A 13633-nucleotide genomic window follows, 5' to 3' on the forward strand; every position below is an offset into this window, starting at 1 on the left:
TGCTACTACTAATTTTTATGAAATTTAGATAGCAAATGCCTATACCCTGATTCCCATGGAGTTACCATAAGATCTTCACGATTAGCATATTGAAGAAGATTATCCATTTTCCCATCAAGCAATATAATTCCTTCATTAAGAACTATAACCCGATCCGCAATTACTGCTAAATCTTCTACTAAATGTGTACTGACAATAACAGTATGCTTTTGCGAATAAGACTTAAGAAAATTACGAATATCAATACGCTGCTCAGGATCTAAACCAACAGTAGGCTCATCAAGTATTAGTACTGCAGGCTGACTAGCAATCACACAAGCAATACCAGCACGCTGACGCTGACCTCCTGATATTTTTGCAACTATGCGATGTGCTTGTTTTTCCAAGCCAACCTGTTTGAGAGCATTCCAAGCAGCTTGATACGCAGCACTCCACGATAGACCTCGCGCCCATGCGGCATATTGAACATTTTTTAACACACTCGATGCATTCATAAGTTCAAATGATTGTGGCAAATAACCAATATTTGACCGAGCTTTAGCCCTTTCCGCACGATCAGTTACGTCAAAGCCATGAACAAAAAGTTTCCCACTAGAGGGAGCATAAATCGTCGCTATAACGTTAAGCAGAGTAGTTTTCCCAGCACCATTTGGCCCCAAAAGACCACATATGCCAAAAGATAAATCTATAGAAAGATTATGCAAAATTTGTTTTTTCCCATACGAAAAATTCACATTAACAAGTTGCACATCTGAGCACGTATATGATTCTTGCATATCTCACCACTTAATAACTAGACTACTTACCTACAACTTCGTATATTTTCTCTGTCTATTCCAACTACAGAACCACTCATCTGAGCATAAGCTGACATTGGCATAGCATAAGCAATAGTAGAACGCGCAACTATTGCAAATCCTTCCTTTGCGAACATATTCGTATCTCCATTTTCAATCTGCTTCATAACGTATTCAGCCTTGAATACATACACGCATTTTATAATAATTCAATATAAAAAAAATAGATTTTTACAAAAACCAATTAAAATTTTAAAAGATACGCATATTCGATAATGCCAATTATCAGCAATAACTCGAAAAATTAAGGGGGAATTCCACCTTTTTATTTCAAGTTCATTCTACAAATATTTTTTATTTAGATAAAAAAATAGCGTGCTGTCTACTGGGGAATAATCCAACAAACAGCACGCTTTGTTTTATTTGACTACATTATTTGACTACATTAAAGAATGCAGGCACTACGCAATCTTTAGGGTCACATGGTCGCTAGTATTCTCACAATCTGCAACTACGCGAGCGCCATCATGCACCTTTCCAGAAAGCAACAATCGCGCAAGCTGGTCGCCAATTTCTGTTTGAACCAATCTGCGTAACGGACGAGCACCATAAACTGGATCGTAGCCATGCTCCGCAAGCCAAGTGCGAGCAGAGTCACTCACATCCAAGCTAATGCGGCGGTCGCTCAAGCGCGCAGCCACTTGACGAACTTGAATATCCACAATTCCACCAAGCTCTTCACGAGTAAGCGGATGGAACATAACAAGTTCATCCAAACGGTTGATGAACTCTGGCTCAAACTCAGCGTGAACAGCGTTCATAACAGCTTTACGTTTAGCAGCATCGTCCAAGCCTTCTTGCACAAGGAATTGCGAACCCAAGTTTGACGTCATAATCAAAATCGTATTCGTAAAATCAACCGTTCTACCCTGACCGTCAGTCAAACGACCATCATCCAAAACCTGCAACAAAACGTCGAATACTTCCGGATGTGCCTTCTCAACTTCGTCAAAAAGCACTACAGAATACGGACGCCTACGCACAGCTTCAGTAAGCTGGCCGCCTTCCTCATAGCCAATGTAACCAGGAGCAGCACCGATTAGACGCGAAACGGAAGCCTTTTCCATGTACTCGCTCATATCAATGCGAACCATTGCACGCTCGTCGTCAAACAAAAAGTCAGCAAGAGCCTTAGCAAGCTCCGTCTTGCCAACGCCAGTAGGACCCAAGAATAGGAACGAACCAGTCGGGCGATTCGGGTCTGCAATTCCAGCACGGCTTCTGCGCACAGCATCCGCTATAGCCTGAATTGCTTCGCTTTGACCAACCACACGCTTAGAAAGCTCCTTTTCCATGTTTAGGAGCTTCTCATTTTCGCCTTGCATCAAGCGACCAACAGGAATGCCCGTCCATTCGCTAACGACTCCTGCAATAGAATCAGCGTCAACCTGGTCTGGAACCATCGGCTCTTTCGCTTCACTCTTAGCGTTAGCAGCCTCGGACTCTGCTTCTTCCAAAGCTTTTTGAATGCTTGGGATTTCGCCATACAAAATACGGCTTGCTTGCTCCAAGTTGCCTTCACGCGTGAATTTGTCGGCTTCTACGCGCTTAGCATCGAGTTGCGCTCGCAAATCACCAACCTTGTTGTGACCAGCCTTTTCCGCATCCCAACGCGCTTTCAATCCAGCAAGCTTTTCGCGCGAGTTAGCTAATTCTTCTTGCAACTTTTCTAAGCGTTCTTTAGCAGCAGCATCTTCCGCTTTCTTTAATTGCATTTCCTCCATTTCAAGACGCGTAACTTTGCGCTGCAATTCGTCGATTTCTTCTGGCTGAGAATCAAGCTCCATACGCAAGTGAGCTGCCGCTTCATCCACCAAATCAATCGCCTTATCTGGAAGCTGACGACCGGTAATATAGCGGTTTGAAAGCGTTGCTGCAGCTACGATTGCATCGTCACTAATCGTCACCTTGTGGTGTGCTTCGTAACGTTGCTTAAGTCCGCGCAAAATCGTCACAGTATCTTCAACAGACGGCTCGCCAACAAACACTTGCTGGAATCTGCGTTCAAGCGCAGAATCCTTTTCAATATGCTCACGATACTCGTTAAGCGTAGTCGCGCCAACCAAGCGCAGCTCACCGCGCGCAAGCATTGGCTTAAGCATATTGCCAGCATCCATTGAACCTTCTGCAGATCCCGCGCCAACAACAGTGTGAATTTCGTCAATAAACGTAATAATTTGACCGTCTGATTGTTGAATTTCCTTCAACACTGCTTTTAAGCGTTCCTCAAACTCGCCGCGATACTTCGAACCTGCAACCATCGAAGCCAAGTCAAGACTGATAAGACGCTTGTTTTGCAAAGTCGTAGGCACATCCCCTGCAACGATTCGCTGAGCTAATCCTTCTACAACTGCCGTTTTTCCAACGCCCGGCTCGCCAATCAGCACAGGATTGTTCTTCGTGCGGCGAGAAAGAATCTGAATTACGCGACGAATCTCCTGGTCGCGCCCAATCACAGGGTCAAGCTTTCCCTCGCGAGCGCGCGCTGTCATATCAACTGAATACTTTTCGAGCGCTTTGTAGTTGCCTTCCGCGTCTGGGCTTGTAACTTTTGCGCCTCCGCGTACAGTTGGCACAGCTTTTCGCAACGCGTCTGCGGAAACGTTGTGCTTTTTGAAAATATCCGCAACAGCGTTTGGTTCGCTAGCAACCATGCCAATAAGCATGTGCTCCGTAGAAACGTATTCGTCTCCCATTGCGCGCATCTCTTTTTCTGCCTGGCTTAGCGCAGCCAAAAGCTGACGACTTGCATCTGGCTTAGTTGTAGTTGAACCAGTAGATGAAGGCAATGCCACTAATGCATTACGAATTTCAGCACCGATTTGTTGCGCATCCGCCCCCGCCTGAGCAATAAGCGCGCGAACGACGCCCTGCTCTTGGCGAAGTAAAGCATCCGCCAAATGCAAAGTGTCAACTTGCGCATTGCCAGCAGCCGCTGCACTTTGCACAGCATCACTTAATGCGTCTTGCGCTAAGGTTGTAAACTTTTGTTCCATATCTACCTCATTTCCACGAAAGCTGTAGAAACCATTTCAGTTAAGTCAAATCGCTGCAACTTTTATTGCAATTTTTATTGCAACTTTCGTTGCAACTTCAAGCTTTTTGACAATACTTTCGAGTTCTAACGAGCTTTCACTTTCATGTATCTGATACGTATAACAGATTTTCCTATAACTTTATTCCTAAAACTTGAGTGTACTAGACTCAAGTTTTGTTTTCAAGAACTTTCAATCGCAAATAATTTACGCAGATAATTTAATTAAGTAGTAAATATGTCGTAATCTTAAAAACATGAGAATTGCACGTTTTTCATATAATGAAGTTCCGCAATACGCTTTCGTTCAAAAAGACGAAACCGACGGTAAAGATTATTTAGTAGCGCTTGAAGGTCATCCTTTAAGTCCACAAGGAGTTAAGCCAACTGGTAAACGTTACGCGTTAGACGCCGATGGCGTGCGCTTGCTTGTGCCTGTAATTCCGTCAAAAGTGTACGGATTGGCAAAAAATTACGATACTCGTTCCGATGACGAGCGCGCTACTTCTTCTGCAGCTTCTTCGCATACTGCTGCAGACATGGTGATCTTTACAAAGCCAAGCACTTCTGTAATTGGTCCAGACGATCCGATTGTGATTCCTGCTTGCTCAAACGATATGAATTTTGAGCCAGAAGTGGCAGTTGTTATGGGCAAAATCGCCAAAAACGTAACGGCAGATACCGCAATGAATTACGTTTTTGGTTTTACGTGCGTAAACGACGTAACTTTGCGAGATTGCGCAGGAAGCGACCCAATGTGGACGCGCGCAAAGGGCTTCGACACTTCTTGCCCGCTTGGACCTTGGATTACAACCGAGCTAAATTGGCGCGATGCACATATTTCGTTTACGCTTAATGGTGAAAATGTGCCAGAAGCCGATGGCACTACAGCTCGACTTATTCACAGTATTCCTGAGCAAATTGCTGCGATTTCAAGCTTCTCAACGCTTCTTCCGGGAGATGTGATTTTGACAGGAACTCCGTACCCAGCTGGAACTTTGCGAGCTGGTGACGAAGCGATTGTACACGTAGATGGTATTGGTTCGCTGCGCAATGTGATTGTGCATGCGTAACTAAAATCATCGATTTGACTTAAAACTACACAAATGCGCGTGGGCCAAAGATTGCCGAACCGATCCTAACCATTGTTGAACCTTCGGCAATCGCCCACGCAAAATCGCCGGACATTCCCATCGAAAGCTCTAATTTTACAGAGCTTCCATCATAATCTTGCGCGAGTTGTTCACTCACACAATCTCTAATTTCTCGCAATTTTGCGAAACCGCTTCTCACTATTGTTTCATCATCCACGCGCGCTCCAAGCGTCATAAATCCGTGCAAATTAAGTGCCGGAAGACTAGATATAGCGAACGCTTCGTCAATCGCGCGTTCTGGCGCGCACCCCGATTTCGTAGCTTCTCCCGAAACGTTCACTTCCAACATAACGTCTACACAAAGTCCCAAATTTTGCGCGCGAGCAGATATCTTTTGCGCAAGTTCAATGCCGTCAACCGACTGAATACCATTTGCAAGTGGTAAAACTTTGTTTATTTTATTGCTTTGCAGTTGACCGATTAAGTAGAGCGGAATTTCGCCGTTTACACCAACGCTTAAACCTTCTCTAGCAGCTTCCGCGCGTAAAATTTCGGCTTTTGCAACGATTTCTTGTGGGCGATTTTCCCCAATTACTCTCACCCCAGCTTTAAGCGCTGCCATAATTTCGCCAACATCTCGCGTTTTAGTTGCGGCAAGTAGCGTAACCGACTCAGCTTGGCGACCATAATGCGATTCGGCTTGAGCAATGGCGTCTTGCACGCTGTGCACGCCGTCGGCAATTTGACGCGCACGAACACAATCAACCTCAGTATTCGCTAAATCTTTTTGCGCCATATATGCCATTTATTGCCCCAATCTATCAATCTAAATACATAGTTTAGTCGAGGAAGGGCACGGATTTGTCGGCTAGGTTTGCGCGAACAGAACCCCACGGCGTGTCAAGGCTTTTAAATAACGCAAGCGCATCGTCGGCACTCATATCTACAGGCTGATTTTGACCAGGCTTTTTGTATCCCAAAAGATACATGCAATAGCCAATCATGCGCTCGGCACTCCAGCCAGATTCACGAAGAGCACCGACGTCTAGCGAGTGCTTACTTTTTGCAAGTCGCTCGCCTTGTGCGTTATCAATCAGCGGTAAATGCGCAAATTGCGGACGCACATAGTGCACGCCATAAGCCGCAAAAAATCCCGATTTTTCAAGCAACTCGCCAATCCAAATTTGAAGCGCTGCCGAACGAAGCAAATCGCGGCCGCGCACAATATCATTTACTCCGCTCAAAACATCGTCAACAACAACCGCAAGCTGATAAGAAAAAACGCTATCCGCGCGGCGAATCACCATATCTCCCAAATCGCGGTCAATATTAAAAGATTGCTGCCCAAAAATTGCGTCTTCAAAACTCACATTTGCTTGCGGCGAATCAGCCGAGGGAACAGCAAGTCTTAAAGAATGTTGCTGATTATTTTGCAAACGCCTTTCGATTTGCGCCAAACCTTGCGCAGTTTTGCGAAGATTTCTGCACGTACCCGGGTAGCGTATAAAACCGTCGCCTTCTTGCGGAGCTGCGATTGCGCGAATATCGGAACGCGAGCAAAAACAAGGGTAGATTAACGAATTTCCGTCAGCATCTTGCAAAGATTCTAGAAATTCAAGAGCTTCTTGGTAGATTTCAGTGCGCTCATGCTGATAAGTAGGCTCACCAACCCAATCAAGACCAGCCCACTTCAAATCATCAATAACTCGCGCGCTAGCATCTTTCGGCATTCGCGCAATATCAAGATCTTCCAAACGCAAAAGCATGTGGCCACCCTGCGATTTTGCAGAAAGCCACGCAGCCAACATTGCTACCATGTTTCCAATATGCATACGCCCGGAAGGAGTCGGCGCAAAACGACCAATTGCAATAGTTGACTTCGAAAACATGATTTCGTCTTTCTTAAAATCTTTCTTAAAATCTTTTCCAATATTTTTCTTAATAAGCACAAGCTTGCAAAGCATAAGCTTGCAAAATAAAAAGCGCGTAACGCATTCATACTAGCATTACGCGCTTCTTACAATCGCAATAAACCGCAATCAATCACAGTTAAAAGCAAATGTTTTATGCAAATAACGACTTATACATAACCACACCCAAGATTGCGCCGGCAATAGGAGCAATAACTGGAATCCACGCTTCACCCCAGCGAGAAGATCCCTTGTGCGGAATTGGCAAAATTGCGTGAAGCAAACGCGGCATAAGATCACGAGCAGGATTCAAAGCAGGACCAGTTGGACCACCCATAGAAGTCACCAAGCCCCAAACAACGAAGCCAACGACGATTGAAGCGCCAGCCAAATTCTTCTCACCCCAAGGAGAAGTAAGGCAGCAAAGTGCAGCTAAAACAAGCACAAGCGTGCCGAAGAACTCGTTAAGGAAGTAGTTAATTTTGTTGTTATACGCATCCGTAGTGCAGAAAGTGCCAAGAATTGCTTCTGACTCCTCAGTTTCGTTGTAATGCGGCAAATAAGTTACGTACACAATAAGCTGACCAACCAGCGCGCCTAAAAGCTGAGCTACAATATAAGGCGCAACGTTAGCCCACGGGAACATGCCGTTTACAGCTTGCGCAATTGTCATAGCAGGATTGATATGCGCACCTGAGATTCCGCCAAACATGAGCACTGGGAACATCACGCCAAAACCGTAGCCCATAGCAATATTTAGCCAGCCAGCATGGTGTCCTTTAGTATTTTTTAATTCAACGTTTGCCACAGCACCGTTTCCGAAAATCATGAGAATAGCAGTGCCAATAAATTCTGCAGCCAACATTGCCATAAACGAATGTTGCATGGTCCTTCGATCCTTCTTACTTGTTTCAAACTCCACACACGTAATCACGCGTATAAATAACGACTCGTCGCTTAACAATCGTCCAACAACTCGCAATTGCGATTAGCACAGCATGGAACACAATATATTCTCATTTTCAAAGAAGCTAAGAAAATGAATTCCAACATTTATTCTTTGATAGTTTCCCTTATACGCGCGACAGTCTGCGTAAATAGTAAAATCGCCCTCACACCAAAAGAGGCCCGCCACCTTGGCGAGCCTCTTATCTACAAAAACAATATCTGCGGTTTCATCTTCACAACATCCTCGTTGCAACGGTTAAAGTCTTAAATATCCCGTCCAACGTCCACGGATTTCATATCCATACACTTTTGTGGGTTACCGCTATCTCTTTTTTGTTTTTGTAATTATTATTATCATCGTTTTTTGCCTAATAGTAAAGAGCAAATTAGCCTTTGTTAACATATTGTCACTACTGTTCAATTGCACACGAAAAATCGCAACTCTTGCGGCATTTTGTGAACATGCAAAGGTTATCATGTTAAATTACGTTCGCATGAGACACACTCCGGCGTGTCGCAAGATATTTTTAGAGCGCAAAGCAAGCAATAAAATCGACACTCAGTCGCGCACTTCCCTTGCAACGCATACAATTACAGAATATGGTACAAATTTTTGACGCTCCCTCAAAGGCGATACTGCGCGGTCAAATTGCCGAACACATCGCCGAAGATGAAAAGGCAGAAAAGCGTGAAGCTCGTGAGGGTGAGCTACCGTTGCCAAAAGATCGTTTCTTCGACCGAGAATTAAGCTGGTTGAAGTTCAATCGTCGCGTGCTCGAGTTGGCTCAGAATACAGATTTGCCACTTCTTGAACGCGCTAATTTTGCTGCTATCTTTGCGTCAAATCTCGACGAATTCTTTATGGTTCGAGTTGCAGGATTAAAGCGCAGAATAGATTCTGGAATAGCAGTAACTGCAGCATCCGGCTTAAGCCCTCGTCAGCAATTGCGCGCTATTAGTGAAGTAACTCACCGCCGTCAAGATGAGCACGCTCACTATGTTATTGAGCACATTCTTCCTGAGCTTGCCAAACAGCGCATTGTGTTGCTCAGCTGGGATAAGCTTACAGAATCAGAAAAAGCACGTTTGTCTGATTACTACAAAAAGCAAGTATTCCCTGTTCTTACGCCTCTTGCAGTGGATCCTGCTCACCCATTCCCATACATTTCCGGCAAGTCTATTAACTTGGCTGTTATCGTCGAAAATCCAAATTCTGGAAAGTCGCATTTTGCGCGCGTAAAAATTCCAGATAATTTGAATCGCCTTGTACCAGTTGACGATTTAACAGACGAAGAAGGTCGCGAAGAGCGCTACGGCTTCATCACTATGGAAAAGCTGATTGCAGCACACTTGGAATCACTTTTCCCAGGAATGATTATTAAGGAAGCTCGCTCTTTCCGCGTTACGCGTAACGAAGATATTGACGTTGAGGAAGACGATGCAGAAAACTTGCTTAACGCTATGGAGAAGGAACTTCTTCGCCGCCGCTTTGGGCCGCCAATTCGTTTGGAAATTTCTAACGAGGCCAGCCCATTCCTTTCTCAGCTTCTTGCAAATCAACTTCGCGTAAGCCCTGAGGAAGTCTATCGCTTGCCTTCGCCGCTTGATATGACGGTATTGTTTGAATTGCAGGCGCTTGACCGCCCAGATTTGAAGTATCGTCCGTTTATTCCTACTACGAACCGTCAGATTGCGGAAGTTGAAACTAGCCACGCTCAAGATATTTTCGCTTCTATTCGCGAGCATGACATTTTGTTGCATCATCCTTACGATTCGTTCTCTACTTCTGTACAGGCATTCCTCGCGCAGGCTGCTGCAGATCCAAAAGTGCTTGCAATTAAGCAAACTTTGTATCGAACGTCTAGCAATTCGCCAATTATTGACGCTCTTGTTGACGCAGCTCACGCTGGCAAACAGGTACTTGCGCTGGTTGAGATTAAGGCACGATTTGACGAGGACGCAAATATTGCTTGGGCTCGTAAGCTTGAGCGCGCAGGCGTTCACGTTGTGTACGGCATTGTTGGTTTGAAGACTCACTGCAAGCTTTCACTCGTGGTACGCCAAGAAGCAGAAGGGTTGCGTCGCTACTGCCACGTTGGCACAGGTAATTACAATCCTAAGACTGCTCGCCTTTACACTGATTTGGGGTTGCTTACTTGCGATCCTGTAGTCGGACAGGATTTGACTCGCTTGTTTAACCAGCTTTCCGGTTATGCTCCAAAGTCAAGCTTCCATCGCTTACTTGTAGCTCCACGAACCGTTCGCACTGGCATTATTCAGCGTATTCGCCGCGAGGAAGCCGCAGCTCTTGCTGGCAAGGAAGCGTGGATTAAGATTAAGGTCAATTCCGTAGTTGATGAGCAAACTATTGACGCTTTATACCGTGCTTCTCAAGCTGGCGTGAAGATTGATATTGTTGAGCGTGGAATTTGCTCACTGAAGCCTGGCATTGAGGGATTGAGTGAGAATATTCGCGTTCGTTCTATTCTTGGTCGATTCCTTGAGCACAGCCGTATTTACGCGTTCGCTAATTCTTGTGGCCCGCAGATTGGTGACGGTCCTGCAAGTGGTCCAGAAGTGTGGATTGGCTCTGCAGATTTGATGCACCGCAATCTTGATCGTCGAGTTGAAACCCTAGTTCGCATTACTGCGCCTGATCAAGTTGAAGCATTAATTCAGTATATTGATTTGCAAATGGCTGATTCAACTGTTTCGTGGTGGATGGATGGCGACGGCACGTATACCTTGCATTCTCGTGATAAGGAAGGTCGTCCGCTCGTTGACAGCCAGGCTTACTTGATTCATACTCACACGCGTAAGCCTCGCGGTGCGAACTAATCGCAAATAACTAATAAACAATAAGCAAGAGCCAGATTCAGTAACATGTTTCTGGCTCTTGTTGTGTTTATTAACCCTTTATAATCTGGCTAAATCTCAAGTATTCCCGGCAATAGCCGAAATTTCTACAGCACCATTTGCCAGTTTTAGGATAATTTATGTGAAAATTGAGCGTTTATAATATTGTTTACATACTATATAGCAGTTCTATTCCTATCTTCTTAAGGATTGGAAGCTGAGGCTGTAATCACCTGATTATCTCGGGCATCAGCTCCTGCAATATCTAGGGTCATGCTCCAAATACCGATAAGCAGCAAAATGTATCTGTTAGTTAGAGCGTCTTGAGAGAAATATAGCTTTCTTGCAGTAAGTGAGTGCGTTATATACTTTTTTGATGTTTGAAGTAATAATAAAACATATACCCCAATCCACTAGTTAACTATGTTATAAAATTTAGTAATCCTTAGCGCATAAGAATATATATATACACACAGATGACGTTAGTTCGGGAAATACAGTACATTTAAGTCGGTTGCAGATGCCTGATATGCGCGATCACGTGTCTACGAAAATGTCAAGGAATACTAAATGTTAAGTTTTTTAGCTTAGTTACAGAGAATTTTCCTTGGTATTTCAACGATAACTCGGATTTTTAGACACACTTTTTACCGCTTACCCTAAAACTAAGTCAACCAACCGAGGTAGTAATACTCATAGCCTCAACACAATCAAAAACTCATCTAACTAACTGAGCTAGTAACACTCAACATGAATCGCTATTAAATATTTTGATACGAACGCCACAGCTCCTAAGGAAATAACCTACATTCGATATACTATGAGCACTACTCCCATAAGGGTTATGGGCTTATTTTTTACACACTTTTGTCCGAGTTGGCTAATGTACAGAAAATAGATTCGATTAATGCGACACACGTGTATTGCAATATGCAAAGCATGATTTCTTATACGCTTTTTGGACTACAACACACAAACACCAGAAAAATCACCTGCAAACGTTTCTGCACAACACAGAAACGACTACAAATGCCGTATTTTTCTCAGGCATTTGTAGTCGTACGTAATCTAATGATAATTATTAATTTACTAAATTTAATGATTATTGGATTCTAATTCCGCAATCAACATCTTGTTCTTTTCATTTTCAACGATACGATAATTTGATTGCCAAACAATCTTAAGTTTGCCAATATTATTTGGGTTTGTGTCTGTATCAAGAGTATTTTGAACTAAAGTTTTACCAACCCTTTCCCATATCACTTCCGGCGCATAAGCCCATTTGAGAGAGCCGTCCTTGGTCCTCTTCAACAACGCTCGAAAAGCTCCAAAAATAGGCATAATATACCCAGATGGAATATCATATTTAATGTCTTCGCAATGATAAGACGTTTTTGCTTTATCCGTAGTTTTTACACCACGAATTTTGCCAAACGCACTCTTTTGATTGTTGTCAATTTTATACCCTTTATACTTTTGGCCCATATCTTTTTGAATAAGCTCAAACAACCTAACTAAAACTGGCAATTCTTGAGCAAGAAGATAATAAATATTTTTTTCTTTAGAATCATTTACATCATCAGGATTTGACGACTCATATTTATTATATTCTTCACTATAATTCTTAAAAACTATAGCCTTCCCAGAATATGAAGCAATAGGAGCATTCGTATCGTCTTTGAACAAATCAATATTAAATGCATACATTAATCTAAGTAAATCAGAAATTGGTATACGCTTATCCTCATTGTCTTTATATGCAATTTCGTTACGATAGGTTTCACCTTTAGATTCCAAGGCTTCTTTAATAAATCCAAACCTATTTTCAAGATTAAATAATGCAATATCGCTAACTTGAACAGATGTGTTACGCGCATCAGATAATTTTGCTACATCAATATTTTTACCTACAAAGATTTCGATTTTAACAAACTTATCCATTCCTTCAGGGATTTCTTTTCGATTTTCAATAATGGCTTTATAAGTATGCCCACCATCCAAAACACCATAAAGAGAAGAATTATCACCAAAATCAATTTCAATTGTTGATTTAGATGGATCAGTTTTGACACGGTTGGCAAGAATTACCATTCCCCTGTTATGCATGTCAAAATACGGATCCGAATTAGAAACCGCAGCCTTGAGCTTTTTAGCTGTAGCTGTTTTCATATTTACTTCACGAGGATTTACATCCGTAGGCATTCCTTCTGGCAAATCGCGCAAATTAACCCATACAATATAGTATTTAACTTTGTTGCCATCGTCATCTTTCTCTTTATCTACAGGTGACGTAAGCGTTCGCACAGCTTCAAATTTAAATTCTTTTATCATTTTGCACTCCTTTGAGTAGCTTAAAGCACAATTACAGTTTGTAACCATACATCTAGCACCTTTTGGTGAAGATATTTATAAGATTATCATACAAAATTTTATTAAAAAGGAACCAAGGTTCTTTTTTGATGTAAAATATCTTTATGACAATAAGAAAAACAAAAAAACAAAACATAAAAAGCATAGAAGAATCAAATGCAATAAAGCGAATAGGCGCAATAATCAAACAGCATAGGCTTGAACTTACCGATATAGCTAAAACTAGAGAAAAATTTGTCTATGCGGATCATGTAGGTTTAGATCCTGATTGGATAAGTGTAAAAAGCCTGGCAAACATCGAAAATGGAAAAAATCTTCCATCGATTTTAACATTATTTAAATTGGCAACAGCTCTTCAAGTTGACGCACGGGATTTATTTAAAGAAGTAGCTGAAGCAATTATAGATCCAGGCAAATCAAAAAAATAATAAGTTGTCCAATCAAGATTAAAATAAGAAATTATTATTTAGCTTAATATAATACGCAGTGATATTTATGCAATGACCAATAACTTTATTGCCTATCTTTTCGGAGAATATGGAAGTTGGAGCCATAATCACCTGA

The 13633-nt window shown here is 42.7% G+C and carries 10 protein-coding genes; 3 read left to right on the forward strand and 7 right to left on the reverse strand.

Translation table 11 applies throughout. The features are described 5' to 3' along the window. Positions 1–8 precede the first annotated feature (8 nt). The 3 genes from HXT39_RS06525 to clpB form a co-directional block, all read right to left on the reverse strand. Positions 9–776, reverse strand: a complete 768-nt coding sequence (locus HXT39_RS06525; protein ID WP_004136514.1) for an ABC transporter ATP-binding protein — start codon at positions 774–776, stop codon at positions 9–11. 26 nt (positions 777–802) lie between these two features. After that, on the reverse strand, positions 803–964 hold the full coding sequence (locus HXT39_RS06530) for a hypothetical protein (protein WP_004136515.1): 162 nt from the start codon (positions 962–964) through the stop codon (positions 803–805). A gap of 294 nt (positions 965–1258) precedes the next feature. Next, a complete protein-coding gene (clpB, locus tag HXT39_RS06535; protein WP_103013763.1) occupies positions 1259–3853 on the reverse strand; it encodes an ATP-dependent chaperone ClpB in 2595 nt (864 codons plus the stop codon). Between the two features lie 295 nt (positions 3854–4148). Between clpB and HXT39_RS06540 the strand changes: the two genes are divergently transcribed. Then, positions 4149–4964: a fumarylacetoacetate hydrolase family protein gene (locus tag HXT39_RS06540; RefSeq protein WP_102695081.1), complete on the forward strand. Its 816-nt coding sequence runs from the start codon at positions 4149–4151 to the stop codon at positions 4962–4964. 25 nt (positions 4965–4989) lie between these two features. On the opposite strand, the gene HXT39_RS06545 is transcribed toward HXT39_RS06540, so the two are convergent. The 3 genes from HXT39_RS06545 to HXT39_RS06555 form a co-directional block, all read right to left on the reverse strand. Further along, positions 4990–5790: a YggS family pyridoxal phosphate-dependent enzyme gene (locus tag HXT39_RS06545; RefSeq protein WP_103013762.1), complete on the reverse strand. Its 801-nt coding sequence runs from the start codon at positions 5788–5790 to the stop codon at positions 4990–4992. A gap of 34 nt (positions 5791–5824) precedes the next feature. Next, a complete protein-coding gene (locus HXT39_RS06550; protein WP_103013874.1) occupies positions 5825–6874 on the reverse strand; it encodes a glutamyl-Q tRNA(Asp) synthetase in 1050 nt (349 codons plus the stop codon). A gap of 175 nt (positions 6875–7049) precedes the next feature. Continuing rightward, a complete protein-coding gene (locus HXT39_RS06555) occupies positions 7050–7781 on the reverse strand; it encodes an MIP/aquaporin family protein (protein ID WP_012913721.1) in 732 nt (243 codons plus the stop codon). 662 nt (positions 7782–8443) lie between these two features. Here HXT39_RS06555 and HXT39_RS06560 point away from each other — a divergent pair. Beyond that, on the forward strand, positions 8444–10681 hold the full coding sequence (locus tag HXT39_RS06560) for an RNA degradosome polyphosphate kinase (RefSeq protein WP_004110091.1): 2238 nt from the start codon (positions 8444–8446) through the stop codon (positions 10679–10681). A gap of 1113 nt (positions 10682–11794) precedes the next feature. On the opposite strand, the gene HXT39_RS06565 is transcribed toward HXT39_RS06560, so the two are convergent. Then, positions 11795–13030: an AIPR family protein gene (locus HXT39_RS06565; protein ID WP_103013761.1), complete on the reverse strand. Its 1236-nt coding sequence runs from the start codon at positions 13028–13030 to the stop codon at positions 11795–11797. 143 nt (positions 13031–13173) lie between these two features. On the opposite strand from HXT39_RS06565, the gene HXT39_RS06570 reads away from it, so the two are divergent. Then, the gene (locus HXT39_RS06570; protein WP_103013760.1) at positions 13174–13497 is read left to right on the forward strand and encodes a helix-turn-helix domain-containing protein; all 324 of its coding nucleotides are present in this window, start codon (positions 13174–13176) and stop codon (positions 13495–13497) included. Positions 13498–13633: the final 136 nt, after the last annotated feature.

The organism is Gardnerella sp. DNF01159 (genome assembly GCF_049244215.1).
In the GTDB taxonomy this organism is placed as follows: Bacteria; Actinomycetota; Actinomycetes; order Actinomycetales; family Bifidobacteriaceae; genus Bifidobacterium; species Bifidobacterium swidsinskii.